The sequence below is a fragment of the Rhodococcus jostii RHA1 genome (genome assembly GCF_000014565.1).
GTDB classification, from domain to species: Bacteria; Actinomycetota; Actinomycetes; order Mycobacteriales; family Mycobacteriaceae; genus Rhodococcus_F; species Rhodococcus_F jostii_A.
Genome location: NC_008268.1, coordinates 4727557 through 4744958, shown reverse-complemented (window position 1 = coordinate 4744958; position 17402 = coordinate 4727557). Strand labels below are relative to the sequence as shown.

Annotated in this window: 17 protein-coding genes; 9 read left to right on the top strand and 8 right to left on the bottom strand. The window is 68.2% G+C overall.

Annotation, left to right across the window (positions count from 1 at the left end; genetic code table 11):
- Positions 1–45 precede the first annotated feature (45 nt).
- The 3 genes from RHA1_RS21930 to RHA1_RS21920 all read left to right on the top strand — a co-directional run bounded on the left by RHA1_RS21930 (position 46) and on the right by RHA1_RS21920 (position 2187).
- Positions 46–1038 (top strand): isopenicillin N synthase family dioxygenase, encoded by a 993-nt coding sequence (locus RHA1_RS21930; RefSeq protein WP_016884102.1) that lies wholly within the window; start codon positions 46–48, stop codon positions 1036–1038.
- Positions 1039–1073: 35 nt separating this feature from the next.
- The gene (locus RHA1_RS21925) at positions 1074–1655 is read left to right on the top strand and encodes a nucleotidyltransferase family protein (RefSeq protein ID WP_011596887.1); all 582 of its coding nucleotides are present in this window, start codon (positions 1074–1076) and stop codon (positions 1653–1655) included.
- Positions 1656–1758: 103 nt separating this feature from the next.
- Entirely contained in the window at positions 1759–2187 is a 429-nt protein-coding gene (locus RHA1_RS21920) for an ester cyclase (protein WP_011596886.1), read from the top strand.
- Positions 2188–2197: 10 nt separating this feature from the next.
- Here the strand turns inward: RHA1_RS21920 and RHA1_RS21915 are convergent, their stop codons facing one another.
- Both RHA1_RS21915 and RHA1_RS21910 read right to left on the bottom strand, forming a co-directional pair.
- Positions 2198–3016 carry an ABC transporter permease gene (locus RHA1_RS21915; protein WP_007295540.1) on the bottom strand — a complete coding sequence of 273 codons (819 nt, stop codon included), beginning with the start codon at positions 3014–3016 and terminating at the stop codon, positions 2198–2200.
- Positions 3013–3969 (bottom strand): daunorubicin resistance protein DrrA family ABC transporter ATP-binding protein, encoded by a 957-nt coding sequence (locus RHA1_RS21910; protein WP_009477556.1) that lies wholly within the window; start codon positions 3967–3969, stop codon positions 3013–3015. Before RHA1_RS21910 ends, RHA1_RS21915 begins: the two co-directional genes overlap by 4 nt.
- A 149-nt stretch (positions 3970–4118) precedes the next feature.
- On the opposite strand from RHA1_RS21910, the gene RHA1_RS21905 reads away from it, so the two are divergent.
- Together RHA1_RS21905 and RHA1_RS21900 are read left to right on the top strand one after the other, a co-directional pair.
- Positions 4119–5759 (top strand): helix-turn-helix transcriptional regulator, encoded by a 1641-nt coding sequence (locus RHA1_RS21905; RefSeq protein ID WP_011596885.1) that lies wholly within the window; start codon positions 4119–4121, stop codon positions 5757–5759.
- A 109-nt stretch (positions 5760–5868) separates the two neighbouring features.
- On the top strand, positions 5869–6966 hold the full coding sequence (locus tag RHA1_RS21900; RefSeq protein ID WP_011596884.1) for a flavin-containing monooxygenase: 1098 nt from the start codon (positions 5869–5871) through the stop codon (positions 6964–6966).
- On the opposite strand, the gene RHA1_RS21895 is transcribed toward RHA1_RS21900, so the two are convergent.
- Positions 6967–8166, bottom strand: a complete 1200-nt coding sequence (locus RHA1_RS21895; RefSeq protein ID WP_011596883.1) for a PucR family transcriptional regulator — start codon at positions 8164–8166, stop codon at positions 6967–6969.
- A gap of 146 nt (positions 8167–8312) precedes the next feature.
- Between RHA1_RS21895 and RHA1_RS21890 the strand changes: the two genes are divergently transcribed.
- From RHA1_RS21890 to RHA1_RS21875, 4 genes are read left to right on the top strand one after another with little or no spacing between them, the layout of a single operon-like run.
- Positions 8313–9833, top strand: coding sequence for a long-chain-fatty-acid--CoA ligase (locus RHA1_RS21890; RefSeq protein ID WP_011596882.1), 1521 nt, complete (start codon positions 8313–8315; stop codon positions 9831–9833).
- Positions 9830–11527, top strand: a complete 1698-nt coding sequence (locus RHA1_RS21885) for a PHA/PHB synthase family protein (RefSeq protein WP_011596881.1) — start codon at positions 9830–9832, stop codon at positions 11525–11527. Before RHA1_RS21890 ends, RHA1_RS21885 begins: the two co-directional genes overlap by 4 nt.
- 24 nt (positions 11528–11551) lie before the next feature.
- Positions 11552–11752 (top strand): hypothetical protein, encoded by a 201-nt coding sequence (locus RHA1_RS21880; RefSeq protein ID WP_011596880.1) that lies wholly within the window; start codon positions 11552–11554, stop codon positions 11750–11752.
- The gene (locus RHA1_RS21875) at positions 11749–12573 is read left to right on the top strand and encodes an alpha/beta fold hydrolase (RefSeq protein WP_011596879.1); all 825 of its coding nucleotides are present in this window, start codon (positions 11749–11751) and stop codon (positions 12571–12573) included. Before RHA1_RS21880 ends, RHA1_RS21875 begins: the two co-directional genes overlap by 4 nt.
- A gap of 6 nt (positions 12574–12579) precedes the next feature.
- On the opposite strand, the gene RHA1_RS21870 is transcribed toward RHA1_RS21875, so the two are convergent.
- From RHA1_RS21870 to RHA1_RS21850, 5 genes are read right to left on the bottom strand one after another with little or no spacing between them, the layout of a single operon-like run.
- A complete protein-coding gene (locus RHA1_RS21870; protein WP_011596878.1) occupies positions 12580–13749 on the bottom strand; it encodes a lipid-transfer protein in 1170 nt (389 codons plus the stop codon).
- On the bottom strand, positions 13746–14168 hold the full coding sequence (locus RHA1_RS21865; protein WP_011596877.1) for a MaoC family dehydratase: 423 nt from the start codon (positions 14166–14168) through the stop codon (positions 13746–13748). The genes RHA1_RS21870 and RHA1_RS21865 overlap by 4 nt, the downstream gene beginning before the upstream one ends.
- On the bottom strand, positions 14165–15175 hold the full coding sequence (locus RHA1_RS21860; RefSeq protein ID WP_011596876.1) for a bifunctional MaoC family dehydratase N-terminal/OB-fold nucleic acid binding domain-containing protein: 1011 nt from the start codon (positions 15173–15175) through the stop codon (positions 14165–14167). Before RHA1_RS21860 ends, RHA1_RS21865 begins: the two co-directional genes overlap by 4 nt.
- Positions 15176–15189: 14 nt before the next feature.
- On the bottom strand, positions 15190–16341 hold the full coding sequence (locus tag RHA1_RS21855) for an acyl-CoA dehydrogenase family protein (RefSeq protein WP_011596875.1): 1152 nt from the start codon (positions 16339–16341) through the stop codon (positions 15190–15192).
- On the bottom strand, positions 16326–17366 hold the full coding sequence (locus tag RHA1_RS21850) for an acyl-CoA dehydrogenase family protein (protein ID WP_011596874.1): 1041 nt from the start codon (positions 17364–17366) through the stop codon (positions 16326–16328). The genes RHA1_RS21855 and RHA1_RS21850 overlap by 16 nt, the downstream gene beginning before the upstream one ends.
- Positions 17367–17402: the final 36 nt, after the last annotated feature.

Genomic DNA, 17402 nt, shown 5'->3' with positions numbered 1-17402 from the left:
GGCCAAACACGCAAGATTGCATGTAATCAAGAATGGAGAGACACGATGACCGGCAGCCACACGCTGAACGAGCTCGCCAAGGAATCCCGCATGGGTGGGCTCGGGACCGAGACCACCGACCGCGAGATCCGCCGAATCGACCTCTCGGACTTCGATGCTCGACGCTCCGACATCACCGAACAGCTGTGGAACGCGGCGGTCGACGTCGGGTTCTTCCAGGTCTACAACCACGGCATCGACCTCGCCGACGTGCGCCAGGCGTTTGCGATGTCCGAGCAGTTCTTCGCCCTCGATTCAGCTGTGAAGGCGCAGTACCCGCTGAAGAAGGGCTTCAACTCCGGGTGGGAGAGCAAAACCCAGGTGCGCCCGTCCATCGGCGTCCCCGACGAGAAGGAGTCGTACCAGATCACCCGGCCGCACATGGGCGACCTGTGGCCCACCGAGGAGGAACTGGCCGGGTTCCGCAACACGATGCTCGGATTCGAGGCGCAGTGCTGGGACGTGGCCATGCGACTGCTGTCGTGCTTCGCCGACAAGCTCGGGTTCGAGCGCAACTTCTTCGCCGAGGCCCACGACCCGTCGGTGGACAGCTACCAGAGCACCCTGCGGATGCTGCACTACTTCGCCATCCCGGAGCACCTTCGCGGCGACCTCGGCCTGTGGCGCGCCGGCGCCCACACCGATTTCGACTGCCTCACGCTGCTGTTCCAGCAGGAGGGCCAGGGCGGTCTGCAGGTGCTGCCGGGCAAGGAGATGGACACCCAGGAGTGGACGCCCATCGAGCCGTCCGAGGACGCGATCACCTGCAACATCGGTGACATGCTCATGCGGTGGAGCGACGACCGGTTGCCGTCCAACTTCCACCGCGTGAAGAACCCCGGACCGGACGGCGACCACGGCGCCCGCTACAGCCTCGCGTTCTTCGCCCAGGCCAACCGCGACGTCGTCATCTCCGGACCGGCGGGCAAGTACCCCGACATCACCGCCGAGGACTACCTCTACCAGCGCGTCAACGCGAACTTCGCCAAGGAAAAGTAAGTTGAACGCATGCAGCGCGGACCGGTGAGACCACGATGACGATCGGGGGCGTGCTGCTCGCGGCCGGGGCCGGTTCGCGCATGGGCATGCCCAAGTCACTCGTCGTCGGCGCGGACGGAGAACCGTGGCTCGCGCGCGGCGTGCGAGTGCTGTCGGCCGCGGGATGCGAGCCCACCGTCGTGGTGCTCGGTGCCCGCGCCGAGGAGGCCGAGGACCTACTTCCCGACGGCGCCCCCGTCACCGTCGGGATCGCGGAGGACTGGCAGTCGGGATTGTCCGCCTCCCTGCGCCGGGGGCTGGAGGTCGCGGCGACGTTCGACGACGTCGATGCCGTCGTCATCACCCTCGTCGATCTCCCCGACCTCGGTGTCGACGCAATCCGGCGGGTGGCGTCGGTGCCGCCCGGCGACGCCCGAGCGGCGCTCCGTCAGGCTCATTACGCCGGCCGTCCGGGTCACCCCGTGCTGATCGGCCGGGACCACTGGCTACCGTTGCGGCGCAGTCTCACCGGCGACTCCGGCGCACGCACGTACCTCGGCGCACACGGCGCCGAGACGGTCGACTGCTCCGACCTGGGGTCGGGACGCGACGTCGATTCGCCGCGCGAACTCCGCTAGCCCCTGAACGAACGGGACGCTCGTTCGATCTGACGCAACGAGCGTCCCGTTGGTCCGGCGGAGGTGGGTGTACGCGGCGACGCGACCGGCAGACAATGGAGACATGTCACTGGAAGCGAACAAGGAATTGATCCGGCGTTTCTACACCGAGATCGACGCAGGCAACATCGACGCACTGGACGAACTCGTCGACGAGAATTACCTCGACCATTCACCGCCGCCGTTTCCCGGCCTCGAAGCACCGGGGCGCGAGGGACTGAAGCAGGTATTCCGGTTGTTCTGGGAGGCCACACCGGGGACGCACGTGATCGAGGATCAGGTGGCCGAGGGCGACAAGGTCGTTACCCGGCTACTGTGTGCCGGAACGCAGACGGGTGATCTGCCCGGAATTCCCGCGACGGGGAACCGCATGGAAATGACCGCCACCGTCATCCACCGCATCGAGAACGGGCGGATTGCGGAGAAGTGGTCGGACAAGGACGTCCTCGCCATGCTCCAGCAGTTGGGCGTGATCCCGGCTGCGGGGCGGTGACCGCCGCCCCTCAGCGGCTGACGGCCTTCTTGTAGCGCCGGATCGCGAACGGCACGAAGATCACCAGCAGCACCGCCGACCATGCCAGTGAGGCGATGATCGGGTGCTGCAACGGCCAAGCGTCGGGAACGGTCATGTCCGGGTTGGTGTTTCCGAACAGTTCTCGCACGGCCTGCGTCACCGCGGACACCGGATTCCATTCCGCGATCACCTTCAGCGGACCGGGCAGGTTGGTGGTCTCGACGAACGTGTTCGCGATGAACGAGAGCGGGAAGATGACGATGAAGCTGGCGTTGTTGAACACCTCCGGCGTGCGGATCCACAGGCCGACCACCGCCATCACCCACGACAGCGCGTAGGCGAACAACAGCAGGAGCAGGTAGCCGAGCAGCGCTTCGCCGAGACTCGAGTGGATGCGCCACCCGATGATCAGACCCGTCAGTGACATCACGACAAGGCTGACGATGTTGATCAGGACGTCGGTGGAGGTGCGGCCGAGGAGAACGGCGGATGGGGCCATCGGAAGCGACCGGAACCGGTCGATGATCCCCTTCTGCAGATCCTCGACCATCCCGAGACCAGTCCATGTGGCCCCGAAGATGACTGTCTGCGTGAAGATCCCGGCGATCAGGAACTCGCGGTAGGACATCCCGGGAACCTGGATGGCACTACCGAACACGTACGCGAACAGCAGCACGAACATGATCGGCGACAACGTGGTGAACACGATGAGGTCGGGGACGCGCTTGATCTTGATCATGTTGCGCTTGGCGATCGTGAGCCCGTCCGCGAGCGCGGTGTGCACGGACGCGGTCTGTGGGGCGCTCATGAGACGTGCTCCTCTTCGGCTTCGTGTCCGGTCAGGGTGAGGAACACGTCGTCCAGGGTCGGTCGGCGCAGACCGACGTCGAACACCTTCACTCCTCGATCGGAGAGGCGGCCCAGCGCCTCGACGAGGGCGTCCGCACCGCCGGTCACCGGCACCGTCACACGGCGGACGTTCTCCTCCACCAGGATGTCCCCAGCGGCGAGTGGGGCCAGTTCGTCGCGCACGACGGAGAGTTCGATGCCCTCCCGGACGCTCAACTCGATGCGCTCACCGCCCACGCGGTCCTTCAATTCGTCGGCAGTTCCGCGGGCGATGACCGAACCGTGGTCGATCACGGCGATCTGGTCGGCGAGGCGCTCGGCTTCTTCCATGTACTGGGTGGTCAGGAGAAGCGTGGTGCCCCTGGCGACGAGATTGTCGATGACATCCCAGAGCGCCAGCCGGGCGCGGGGGTCGAGCCCGGTGGTCGGTTCGTCCAGGAACAACACTTCCGGCTCGGCGACGAGTGCTCCCGCGAGGTCGAGACGACGACGCATGCCACCCGAGTAGCCCTTGACGGGGCGATCTCCTGCCTCGACCAGGTCGAACTGTTCGAGCAGTTCGCGGGCGCGCGCCTTACTGCGCTTGCCCCCGAGGTGGTAGAGCCGCCCGACCATCTCGAGGTTCTCGAAACCGGTGAGGTACTCGTCGACGGCGGCGTACTGACCCGACGCCCCGATCCGGGATCGGAGCACCCGCGCATCGTGGACGACGTCGAGACCGGCCACCTCCGCCCGGCCGGCATCCGGGACGAGAAGGGTGGTGAAGACCCGCACCGCCGTCGTCTTGCCGGCGCCGTTCGGGCCGAGCAGCGCCATCACCGTTCCCGACGGGACCGCGAGGTCGACCCCGTCCAGTGCCGTGACCTTGCCGTATTTCTTGACCAGACCCTCTGCCGTTATCGCATCGACCATCAGAAGTTCCCATCCGTTGGCGTCTGGACCCAGTGTGACTCGAGGCACCGACAGGTTGCAGGAAATATTCGACGTTCCCGGCGGGCCCGGTGCGGCGGTAGTCTGAAATCCGAGCAGGTCAGCGCGCAGATCTTCGGCAGGAGACAGTGATGTCCGACGCGGCGTCGGAACTCCGGACGGGCCGTGCGGCCTTCGAACGACGAGACTGGCGCGACGCCTACGCCCGACTGTCGGGCGCCGACCGGCAGGACCCGCTGTCCGGTGACGACCTCGAACTGGTCGCCACCGCCGCCTACCTGCTCGGTGAGGACGACGCCAGCACCGAATGGTGGGAACGGGCGGTGCACGAGTGGGCCCGCGCGGGTCGGCCGGTGCGCTCCGCGCGGTGCGCGTTCTGGCTCTCGTTCGTTTTGATCATGCGGGGCGAGCAGGCGCGCGGCGGCGGCTGGCTGAGCAAGGCCCAGCGACTGCTGGACACCGCGGGGGTGGACTGCGCCGAACGCGGCTACCTACTGGTGCCGCAGGGACTGAGGCGGATCGACGCCGGTGACGGCACCGCCGCGCGCGACATCTTCCGTGCGATCACGGAGACGGGCACCCGGTTCGCCGACCCGGACCTGACGACGCTGGGGGTGCTGGGCACCGGTCATTCGCTCGTCCTGCTGGGGGAGGTCGCCGACGCGGTGTCCGCGTTCGACGAGGCGATGGTCGGGGTGACGTCCGACGAGGTGTCCCCGGTGGTGGCGGGGATCGTGTACTGCGCCGTGATCGAGCAGTGCCAGAACATGTGCGATCTCCGCCGGTCCAGGGAATGGACTGTGGCGCTGGAGGAGTGGTGCTCTTCGCAACCCGACCTCGTCCCCTACCGCGGTCAGTGCCTCGTCCACCGCGCCGAGATCCTGCAACTGCAGGGCGAGTGGCCCACGGCGATGGACTCGGCGCGGCGGGCACGCGAGCGGCTCGCCTCGCACGCCGCGGCCGGGTCCGCCGCCTACGTGATGGCCGACCTCCACCGCCTGCGCGGCGAGGTCGCCCAGGCCGAGAAGCTGTTTCTGGAGGCGAACCGCTGGGGCAGGCGGCCGCAGCCCGGACTCGCGCTGATGCGGATGGCGCAGGGGCGGGTCGGCAGCGCGGTCGCTTCGATCCGCTGTGCGGTGGACGAGTCCACCGGCGCCGTGGAACGCGCCCGGCTGCTGCCCGCCTGCGTGGACATCCTGCTCGCCGCCGGCGACGTCCCGGCGGCTCGCGCCGCAGCCGACGAACTCGACTCGATTGCAACACGATTCGTGATCCCCTACCTGTGCGCACTGTCCGCTCAGACGTCGGGGTCGGTGCTGCACGCCGAAGGTCGGGGCAGCGACGCGCTGACCGTTCTGCGCGACGCGTGGCGACGCTGGCAGGACATCGGCGCTCCCTACGAGTGCGCGCGGGTCCGGGAGTCGGTCGCGCTGGTGTGCCGCGACCTGGGGGACGACGACACCGCGCAGATGGAGCACGACCTCGCGTCCGCCACCTACCGGCAACTGGGCGCGGTCCCGGATCTCGAGCGACTCCGGGCGGAGTTCCGCCCCGACCCGGCGGTCAGCACTCCCCTGACCCCGCGTGAGGTGTGTGTGCTCCGCCTCGTGGCGGCGGGCAAGAGCAACCGGGCGGTGGCGACGGAACTGTTCCTCAGCGAGAAGACGGTCGCGCGGCACCTGAGCAACATCTTCGTCAAGCTGGGGATCTCGTCGCGGTCCGCGGCCACGGCCTATGCGTACGAGCATCGCCTCGTCGGGCCGTCTGCATGAAAGTACCCATACGGTCGTACGTATCTGCGCCATTCTCCCGACGCGCCGAGATCGGCCCGGTCATAGCGTTGAGCATGACCACCGATCACCACAGGGAAGAAGGCAGACGATGTCCACAGAACGCTTCGAGACGATCGTGATCGGCGCCGGACAAGCCGGCCTCGCCACCGGATACCATCTCACACGATGCGGGCAGCGATTCGTGATCCTCGACGCCCACGACCGCGTCGGAGACGTGTGGCGGGAGCGATTCGACTCGCTCCGGCTCTACAGTCCCGCCCGGTACGACGGCCTGCCCGGCTGGGGAATTCCCGCCCCGGCGTGGTCCTGGCCCGGGAAGGACGAGGTCGCCGACTACTTCGAGGCCTACGCGCAGCGATTCGCGCTCCCGATCCGGACCGGCACCACCGTCGACGGCCTGTCCCGTGACGGCGACCGTTACGTCGTCACCGCCGGGACGGACCGATTCGAGGCCGACAACGTCGTCGTCGCCTCCGGGACCTGGCAGTCCCCGGTCGTCCCGGATCTCGCCGAGCGCCTCGACCCCCGGATCCGGCAACTGCATTCGAGCGACTACCGCAATCCGTCCCAACTGCAGGACGGGCCGGTGCTGGTGGTCGGGTGCAGCCACTCCGGCGCGGACATCGCGCTGGAGGCCTCCCGTTCGCATCGCACCACGATCTGCGGGCCCGTCCGCGGGGAGGTGCCGTTCGACATCGAGGGACGCCTCGCCCACCTCGCGGTCCCGATCATGTGGTTCATGGCCAATCACGTTCTGACGGAACGCACCCCCGTCGGCCGGAAGATGTGCACCCACGTCCGCTCGGGCGGCGGACCACTCCTGCGGGTCAAGCGGGCCGACCTGGCTGCGGCCGGTGTGGAGCACTTCCCCGCGAAGGTCACCGGCGTCCACGACGGCAGACCGGTCCTCGACGACGGCACCGCATTCGACGTCCGCAACGTCATCTGGTGCACCGGGTTCCGCAAGGACACGTCGTGGATCCAGATCCCCGTCACCGGCTCCGACGGGTGGCCCGAGCAGTCCCGCGGAGTCTCACCGGACCATCCGGGACTGTATTTCGTGGGGCTGCCGTTCCTGCAGGCGTTCGCGTCGATGCTCACCGGCGGCGTGGGCCGCGACGCCGCGTACGTCGCGAAACACATCGCGAAACGCGTGGTCGTCCGCTCGCCGGAGGCGGTCGCCTGACTACGTCTCGGAGGCTCGCGGCCGGCGGCGCTCGATCTCGAACGCCAGGCACAACTCGGCCACGTCCCGCGGTCGCGAGAGAGACCTGCCGGTCCGCTCCTCGATCCGGCGCAGCCGGTGACGCACCGTGTTGGGGTGGCAGAAGATCGCGGTCGCGGTGTCGTTCGCCGAGCCGCCGGTGTCGAGCCAGGCCTCGAAGGTGGTCACCAGGATCTGACGCTCCGCGTCCGGCAGCTCGTCGAGGGGGCCGAGGATGGACGTCCGGATGCGGGTCATCGTGTCGGGTGCGCTCGCGGCGGCGAACGCGAGCGGGGAATCGTCGAACAGCGCGACCAGTGACTTCGACGAGGGTTCACCCGCGATGGCCAGCCGGGCGAGACGCAGCCCCTCACCCGTCTCGGCGAGATTGTCGAACCGCGGGCTGATCCCGACACGCGACGATGCGACGCCCTCGAGAACCTCGACGACGGTACCGAGCACCGCCGGCGCCCGGAGGTAGACGATCCCGACCTGTAGGTCGGGAAGCAACCGCCACGCCGAGCGGATGTCGCGCACGTCCAATTTGCTCGCGATCTCGGGGAGCCCCAGTCGTCCGATCTCTGGAACCTCGGCTGCTACAACGACATAGGGACCCGAAGTGGGCAGGCGCAGGGTGTCGGCGATCTCCCACAGATTGTGCCGGTCGGTGATCCGCCGGAACAGAAGCGCTTCCACCAACGCGGACCGCTCCTCCTCGTGGCTGAGGATCTGAATGGTGAGCTGCTTCCGGTAGGCGGTGGTCATCGCCTGGGTGAAGGTGTCCTGGGCGAGCAGTATCTGCGACGTCGCATCCAGGATCGAGTCGATCGACAGGTCGCCGTTCCGGCGTGCCTCCGCGATTGTCGCCTCCCACATGAATCGGAACCCCACACGGTATGCGTCCATGACGGCCGGCAACGGAACACCGGCGCGGGCTCGCGCGGTACCGGTCTCCGCCGCCGCGGGAATGTCCGGGTCGGCGTCGCCGGACAGTTGCCGGAAGACGAAAGCGATGTTGGCGGCGCAACTTTGCCGGAGCTCGTCCTTCGCGACGACGGCACTCGAACCGTAGAAATCGACTTGCACCCGGATCAGATCGGCGAGCTCCGCACCCAGTTCGTCGGCGTGGCCGAGCATCACCCTGCCCATCGCTGCGACAGAGGGGTCGGGGGACGCAGCCATACCGGACACGATAGTCGGCGGGACCCGGGCACTGTGGCCGGGCACATTCTGGGGGCCGTCATGTTGTTCCCGCCACCATCGCACTTCGCTGCGTGCGAGGTCACGATGGAAAGCAATCGACAACCGGTACCGAGTGGAGACCCATCTTGCCGAATCTGAGCATGAATCTCACAGCGTCCGCCCGAGACGTTCCCGGGAACGTCGCCCTCCGGTGCGACGACCTGCAGCTCACCTTCACCGAGTTCGACGACGCTGCCGCCCGGCTCGCCACCGTCCTCGAACGCGCCGGCATCGCACCGGGCGACCGGGTCGGGTTGATGCTGCCCAACACCCCCGCGTTCGCGATCGTCTTGTACGGCATCCTGCGGCGCGGCGCGATCGCCGTCCCCATGAATCCGCTGCTGAAATCGCGGGAGGTGGCGTTCTTTCTGTCCAACACGGGCGCGACGGCACTGTTCGGGTCGCCGGGGTTCGCGGATGCGGCCACCGCCGCCGCGGCGGCGACGGGCGCGCGGTGCTGGCTGGTGGACGACGCGGGTCTCGACGACCTGATGGCCGACGTTCCGCCGCAGCCGCGTCCGGTCGATCGCACGGACACCGACACCGCCGTCGTGCTCCACACGTCCGGGACGACCGGCAAGCCCAAGGGCGCGGAACTAACCCACGGCGGACTCGCGCGGAACGCCGAGGTCACCGCGCGCACCCTGCTCGAGATCGGGCCCGCCGACGTGGTGATGGGATGTCTGCCGCTCTTCCACGTGTTCGGCCTGACCTGCGGGCTGAACGCCGCCGTGTCGGTCGGTGCGACCCTCACGTTGATCCCGCGGTTCGAGCCACGCCAGGCGCTCGAGGTGGTCGAACGTGACGGTGTCACCGTCTTCGAGGGTGTCCCGACGATGTACTCGGCGCTGCTCGGCGTGGCGTCCGAGTTTCCGGAGTCGGCCACAGCGACACTCCGCGTCTGCGTATCCGGCGGCTCGGCGCTGCCGGTGCAGGTGCTCACCGACTTCGAGGAGGCCGTCGGGGCCGTGATCCTCGAAGGGTACGGACTGTCGGAGACCTCCCCCGTCGCCTCGTTCAACCACCCGGGCCGCGAACGCAAACCCGGCACGATCGGCACTCCCATCGAGGGCGTCGAGATGCGCGTGGTCGACGACGCGGGCGCCGAGGTGGCGCAAGGCGAACCCGGCGAGATTCAGATCCGCGGCGGCAACGTGATGAAGGGCTACTGGAACCTGCCCGACGCCACCGCGGCGGCCGTCTCCCCGGACGGCTGGTTCGCCACCGGCGACATCGGAAAGGTCGACGAGGACGGGTATTTCGTCATCGTCGACCGGAAAAAGGACCTGATCATCCGTGGTGGTTTCAACGTCTACCCCCGCGAGGTCGAGGAAGTGCTCTACGAGCACCCCGCGGTGGCCGAGGCGGCCGTCGTCGGTGTTCCGCACGAGTCCCTCGGCGAGGAGATCGGCGCCGCGATCGCGCTCAAAGCGGGTGCGCACGCCGACCCCGCCGAGCTGTGTGACTTCGTCAGGACCCGGGTCGCCGCCTACAAGTACCCGCGCAAGATCTGGCTCGTCGACACCCTTCCCAAGGGCCCGACCGGCAAGATCGTCCGCCGCGAGATCACCGTCCCCGCTTCCACCACCGAAAGCACCGCACCGTGACCACTGCACCCTCGTTCACCAGTCCCGACGAACTCGCCGTCCCCCTCGACCTCCTGCTCACGAAGCCGACGCGCGGGCTCCCGGCGAGAATGCAGCCGAACAGTTCGTGGACGCGTTTCGGGTTCGAACTCGCCAAGCAACCGCGCACGCTCGCCTCCCGGGGCGGGGCCCTCGCGCGTGAGCTCGGCGCGATCGCCGCCGGCCGGTCCGATCGTGCCCCGGCCAAGGCCGACAAGCGTTTCAGTGATGTCGCGTGGCAGCAGAATCCGCTGCTCCGTCGCACCATGCAGGCCTATCTCGCGGCATCGCACACGAGCGAGGCCCTGCTCGCCGACGCCGGCCTGGACTGGCGGGACACCGAGAAGATCCGGTTCGTCCTCGACAACATCGTCGAGGGCCTGTCCCCGACCAACAGCCCGCTCCTCAGCCCGCTCGGGTGGAAGGCACTGATCGACACCGGAGGTCTCAGCGCCGTCCGGGGACTGCGTGCCTTCGCCCGGGACATGAGTTCCCAGCCGCGGGTACCCGCCATGGTCGAGCCCGACGCGTTCGCGGTCGGCGAGACCGTCGCCACCACCAAGGGCGCGGTGGTGCTCCAGACCCGGGCCTTCGAGCTGATCCACTACACACCGCAGACGCCGACCGTCCGCTCGACCCCGCTGCTGATCGTGCCCCCGGTGATCAACAAGTACTACATTCTCGACATCGCTCCGGGACGGAGCCTGATCGAGTACCTGCTGCAGCAGGGCCAGCAGGTGTTCACGATCTCGTGGCGCAACCCTCTCGCCCGTCATCGCAGTTGGGACGCCGACACCTACGGCCAGGCGATCATCGACGCGCTCGACGCGGTGGAGCAGATCACCGGCGCCGATCGAACGCACCTGCTGGCCACCTGCTCGGGCGGCATCCTCGCCGCCATGACGGCCGCCCATCTCACCGAGATCGGTGAGGGCGACCGGATCGCCGGGCTGGCGCTCGCCGTCACCGTGCTGGACCAGAACCGGGCCGGATTCGCCTCGGCCGCGCTGAGCGAACGCGCCGCGAGCGCCGCGATCCGGGCGTCGTCCGCGCAGGGATACCTCGACGGCCGTACCCTGGCCGAGGTGTTCGCCTGGCTGCGCCCGACCGACCTGGTCTGGCGGTACTGGGTCAACAACTACGTGCAGGGACGTCGCCCGGCGGCCTTCGACGTGCTGTTCTGGAACTCCGACACCACCCGGATGACGGCCGCCCTCCACCGCGACCTCGTGATGATGGCCTTGCGGAACGCACTCACCACGCCCGGCGCGGTGAGCATGCTGGGCACCCCCGTGGACCTGTCGACGGTCACCGCCGACGCGTACGTGATCGGCGGTATCGCCGACCACATCAGCCCGTGGCAGTCCGCGTACCGTAGCGCCCGCCTGCTCGGCAGCAAGGACAACCGATTCGTCCTCTCGTCGAGCGGCCACATCGCCTCTATGGTCAACCCGCCGAACAACCCGCGCGCGTCGTTTCGCTTCGCCCAGGCCGACCACGAGACCCCCGAACAGTGGCTGGACACAGCCCAGACGGCGACGGATTCGTGGTGGCCAGACTACGCGCAGTGGCTCGGTGAGCGCAGCGGCCCCGAGATCGACGCGCCACAGAGCCTCGGCACCGGCGAGTATCCACCCGTGGCCCCGGCACCGGGCACCTACGTGCACCAGAACTGATACCCGACACACCCGAGGACAACCATGACCCTTCACCTTGCACAGCCGTCCGACCTTCTCGGATTGGTCGGGCAGACCGTCGGCACGACCGGTCCGCTCGGCACCACCGTCACCGCGGCGCAACGGAAACCGGCCGGTATCGAGGTGGCGTTCGGGTTCACCTACGACATCGAGGGGGCACAACGGCCCCCGTGCATCGCCGGGGGCGCGGTGTTGTACCGATGAGCGTGACCGAATTGTTCGCGGACCGCGGCGGGGACGACACCTACATCGTCCCCGTCGGCGGCCAGCGGATCCGGGTGAAGGTCCGTCGCGGAACCGGGGTGCCCCTGGTGTTGTGCAACGGGATCGGCGCCGGATTCGAGGTACTCGAACCCCTGGTGCAGAAGCTGGATCCGGAACGGCCGATCGTGCGGTTCGACGTTCCGGGGACCGGTGGGTCGCCCACCTCGCCCCTGCCGTACGGGTTCCCCTACCTCGCGTGGGTGCTGGGCCGGTTGCTCACCACACTGGGTATGGGCGTCGTGGACGTCCTCGGGCTGTCCTGGGGCGGCGCCCTCGCCCAGCAGTTCGCCCTGCAGAACCCGTCCCGGTGCCGTCGGTTGGTCCTCGTCGCGACCGGGACCGGGGTACTCATGGTTCCGGGTAGTCCCCGGGTACTGGGGAAGATGCTGACGCCGCGCCGGTTCACCGACCCCGGTTATGCTGCCTCGATCGCCGGCGACCTGTACGGCGGGAGCGCACACCGCAAGGGTGACGACGTCGCGAAATTGTTCCTGCAGCAACTCCATGCCGGTTCCCTCGTCGGCTACCTCCACCAACTGCTGGCCGGATCGGTATGGACCAGTCTGCCGGTGCTGCCCCTGATCCGGCAGCAGACGCTGATCGTCGCGGGAACCGACGACCCCATCATCCCGGTCGTCAACGCGCACATCATGAATCGACTCCTGCCGCATGCGACGCTGCATCTGCACTCCGGCGGGCACATCGACATCGTCACCAACGCAGGCGCTCTCGCGCCGGTGATCGGTACCTTCCTGCGCTGATCGGACTCAGGCCGTCAGCACCAGACCCGACGTCGGAACGCCTGTCCCTGCGGTGACGAGAACGTTCTGCACGCCGGAGACCTGGTTCACGGACGTGCCGCGGATCTGTCGCACGCCCTCGGCGATGCCGTTCATCCCGTGGATGTAGGCCTCGCCGAGCTGGCCTCCGTGGGTGTTGAGCGGCAGGCTGCCGTCGAGGTCGATGGCGCCGTCGGCGATGAAGTCCTTGGCCTCACCGCGGCCACAGAAGCCGAGTTCTTCGAGCTGCATCAATACGTATGGGGTGAAGTGGTCGTAGAGGACGGCCAGATCCATGTCCTGCGGTCCGAGCCCGGCCTGATCCCACAGCTGCGTGCCGACCAGCTCCATCTCAGGCAGTCCCGCGAGCTCCGGGCGGTAGTAGCTGGTCATGATGTACTGGTCGCTGCCGCTCCCCTGGGCCGCCGCCGCGATCACGGCCGGTTTCTGCTTCAGGTTCTTCGCCCGCTCCGGTGACGTGACCACGATCGCGATGCCGCCGTCCGACTCCTGGCAGCAGTCGAGCAGGTGCAGGGGCTCGGCGATGAAGCGGGAGTTCTGGTGGTCGTCGAGCGTGATCGGTTTGCCGTAGAAGAAGGCGTTCGGATTGGTGGCGGCATGCTTGCGGTCGGTGACCGCGACCCGACCGAAATCCTCACTCGTAGCGCCGTATTCGTGCATGTACCGCTGGGCGACCATCGCGACGAACGCCGCCGGCGTCGACAGGCCGTGCGGGTAGGAGAACGCGTTGTCGGTACCCGACGAGTTCACCTGCTGCACCAGACCGGAGTTCACCTGCCCGAAGCGCATCCCCGACCGCTCGTTGAACGCCCGGTACGCCACCACCACGTCGGCGACACCGGTGGCCACCGCCATCGCCGCCTGCTGCACGGTCGCGCACGCCGCACCGCCGCCGTAGTGGATGCGGCTGAAGAACTTCAGATCCAGAATCCCGACCGAACGGGCCACGGCCGCTTCGGTGTTGGTGTCCATCGTGAAAGATGTCAGGCCGTCGACGTCCGCGGGGGTCAGCCCGGCGTCGTCGAGCGCCGCCGTGACCGCCTCTGCCGCCAGCCGTAATTCGCTGCGGCCCGAATTCTTCGAGAAGTCCGTGGCGCCGATACCGGCGATGACAGCCTTGCCCGACAGCCCGCTCATGCACCCGCTCCGTTCGTGCGTCCGTCCAGGACGAGGGTCACCTTCGACGTGATGTGGTCGCCGAGAGCGTTCTTCCCGACGACGTCCAGCGTGACGACGCCGTCGCCCACCGACGCCACCGTGCCGCTCAGGGTGAGGGTGTCGTACGCGTACCACGGAACGCCGAGGCGCAACGCGATCGACTTGATCACCGCGTTCGGCCCCGCCCAGTCGGTGACGAACCGCTGCACCAGACCCGTGTCGGTGAGGATGTTGACGAAGATGTCCTTCGACCCACGTTGCTGCGCGAGGTCGCGGTCGTGGTGGACGTCCTGGAAGTCGCGTGTCGCCAGTGCGGCCGAGACGACGAACGTCGGGTCGCCGGTGACGGTCAATTCCGGAAGCGTCGTTCCCACCGCGACATCGAGAGTGGACGTCATGACTGCTCCTTCGCTCCGCGCTGCCACGCGTACAGGGTCCACGGCGTGCCGCCCGTCTCGTCGTCGCCCGGGAAGTCGAGGTAGATCGCTTCCACCGGCATCCCGACCGTCACCTCGGCGGGGTCGACGCCGCGCAGCTCACCGAGCATGCGGACGCCTTCCTCCAGTTCGACCAGCGCCACTACGAACGGCAGCGAGCGTCCCGGCACCTTCGGCGCGTGGTGGACCACGTAACTGAACACGGTGCCGCGGCCCGACGCGACGACGTAGTCCGTCGTCTCCGTCTTGTCCTTCCACAGCGCGGGCACCGGTGGGTGCTGCAGCGATCCGTCCTCACGCTGCTGGATCCGCAACTCGTGCGCGGCCACCCCGTCCCAGAAGAACTGGGTGTCCTGCGAGGCGCTGGGCCGCATCAGCTTGGTGGGGTCCAGATCGTCGAAAGATGCACCCTGCCCGTTCGCCGACGGTGACACCGGTTCGGCGGGTTTGGGCGCGAACTTCAGGATGCGGAACAGCATCTCGGCGACGACCTCGTCGGTGCCGTCGTCGCCGGCGACCCGCCACAGGCTGCGGGTGGTGAAGAACCAACCCTCACCGAGGCCCGTCTTCTTCGGACCCACGAGGTCCTCGAGGGTCGTGGTGATGGTGACCTCCTCACCGACCCTCAGGTAGCGGTGGTAGATCTGATCGCAGTTGGTGGCGACGACGGACGTGAACCCGGCCTCGTCGAGGATCGTCGTCATGCGGCCGAGCGGGTCGTCGGGTTGCCGGACGGCGTTCAGCCCCTGCATCGTCCACACCTGCGCCATCGCGGGCGGGGCCACGATGCCGTCGTGTCCCGCTGCCCGCGCCGCCGCCTCGTCGACGTAGATCGGATTCCGGTCGCCGATCGCCTCCACCCAGTTGCGGATCATCGGCAAGTTGATCGGGTCACGTCCGGGGCGAGGGGCGCTCGGACCCGCCGACCGGACCTCGTCCGCGGCAGCGAGAATCTGTTCGGAACTCATTTCGCGCGGCGCTCCTATCGCGGGACTCGGGGAAGTTTCAGGCCGGCTGTCGCGATCAGCTCACGCATCACCTCGTTGACACCGCCACCGAACGTGATGACGAGGTTGCGCTTCACCTGCATGTCGAGCCACCTCATGAGATCGGCGGTCTCCGGCTCGGACGGGTCGCCGTAGCGTCCGACGATCTCTTCGACGAGCCGGCCGATCCGCTGAATACGTTCGGTGGCGAACACTTTCGTCGCGGACGCGTCGGCGATGTCGACGGCGTCCGCCTCACTCGACGCCACCTGCCAGTTGAGTAGTTCGTTGAGGCGGAACGTCGCGTGGATCTCGCCGAGCGCGCGCCGCACGTCCGGCTCGTCGAGCAGGTCGTGCGCGACCGCCCAGTTGCGGATGCGGTCGTAGAGACCGCCGACCCGGCCCGCCGGCCCGAGCATGACGCGTTCGTGGTTGAGCTGGGTGGTGATGAGTCGCCAGCCCTGATTTTCCTCACCGACCAGCATGTCGGCGGGAACCCGGACGTCGGAGTAGTAGGTGGCGTTGACGTGATGCGCACCGTCGCACGTGATGATCGGCGTCCAGCTGTAGCCCGGGTCCTTGGTGTCCATGATCAGGATGGAGATGCCGCGGTGACGCGAATCCGCCGAGCCCGTCCGGACGGCGAGCCACAGGTAGTCGGCGTCGTGACCGCCGGTGGTGAAGATCTTCTGCCCGTTGACGATGTACTCGTCACCCACGCGTACGGCAGTGGTCCGCAGCGCCGCGAGGTCGGTGCCCGCTTCCGGTTCGGTGTAGCCGATCGCGAAGTGCACCTCGCCGGCGAGGATCGCGGGCAGGAACTTGCGCTTCTGCTCCTCCGTCCCGTACTTCTGCAGCGTCGGACCCACCGTTTGCAGCGTGACCGCGGGCAGCGGAACGTCGGCGCGGGTCGCCTCGTTGACGAAGATCTGCTGCTCGATCTCGCCGAAGCCGCGGCCCCCGAACTCCACCGGCCAGCCCACCCCGAGCCAGCCGTCCTTGCCCATCCGGCGGATGACCTCGCGGTAGGTGCTGCAGTGGCGCTCCGTGCGCATCACCTCGGCCTCGGCAGGCGAGATCAGCCCGGAGAAGTAGCGCCGCAGTTCCGCTTGCAGCTCACGCTGCTCGTCGGTCAGATCGATGAACACCGGGCCCCCACGAGGTCGAGTCGGTACGAGGCGCCGCCCACGAGGCGGGCCAGGTCTTTGGCGGTCGAGTAGTAGCGGTGCAGCGGGTACGTGACATCGACGCCGATCCCGCCGTGCAGGTGGTGCAGAACCTGCATGGCGGCAGGCACTTCGGCGGCGATCCAGTACGCCATCACGTCCAGATCGTCCTGGGCGTCCAGGCCTTCGGACACCCGCCACGACGCCGCGAGCGCCGACACGTGGAGGGTGCGGGACGTGACGTAGACGTCGGCGATCTGCTGCGAGACGGCCTGGAACGTGGCGAGCGGCTTGCCGAACTGGTGGCGCGTCGCGAGGTGTTCTCCTGCCAGAACCGTTGCCCCCGAGAGCAGTCCGTCCGCGACCGCTCCGATGGACGCCAGGGCGATGCGGTACAGCGTCTGCACCGCGTCGTCGCCGGCCGCGAGCAGTTCACCGCGCGCGCCGTCGAACATGATCGCGAATTCCGGGCTACCCGACGCCGAGGGGGTCGGCGTGAGCGTGACGCCCTCCGCGCCCGGGTCCACCAGCACCACCCCGGTGTCCGTGGGCACGAGGATCCGGTGTGCCCGCTCGGCGAAGGGAACCGCGAGCACGCGCCCGGTGACGGAGTAGCCGTTCCCGTCCGCGACCGCGGTCACCGAGGGCCGGGCCGGGAACTGCGCCCCGGGTTCGGCGAGCGCCGCGGTGAACGTGCGGCCGTCGGCGAGACCGGTGAGCAGTGCGTCCTGTTGGGCGTCGTCGCCCAGCGCGACGATGGGCAGCACACCGAATCCGAGCGTTGCGAGGGCCGGGACCCGAGCCGCCTTCCGCCCGACCTCGGTGAGCAGCGCACCGACGTCGGTGACCGAGAGCCCTTCACCGCCGAGACGTTCCGGCAGTGCGAGGGTCAGCAGGTCGGCGTCGGCGAACGCGGCCCAGAGGGCGTCGTCGTCGAGGTCGCGGGCCAGCAGTCCGGCCGCGACCTGGGCCACGGCCTCCTGGGTTTCGTCTCGAGTGAAGTCCACGCTGACAATCCCACTTTCAATTTAGAACGTGTTCTA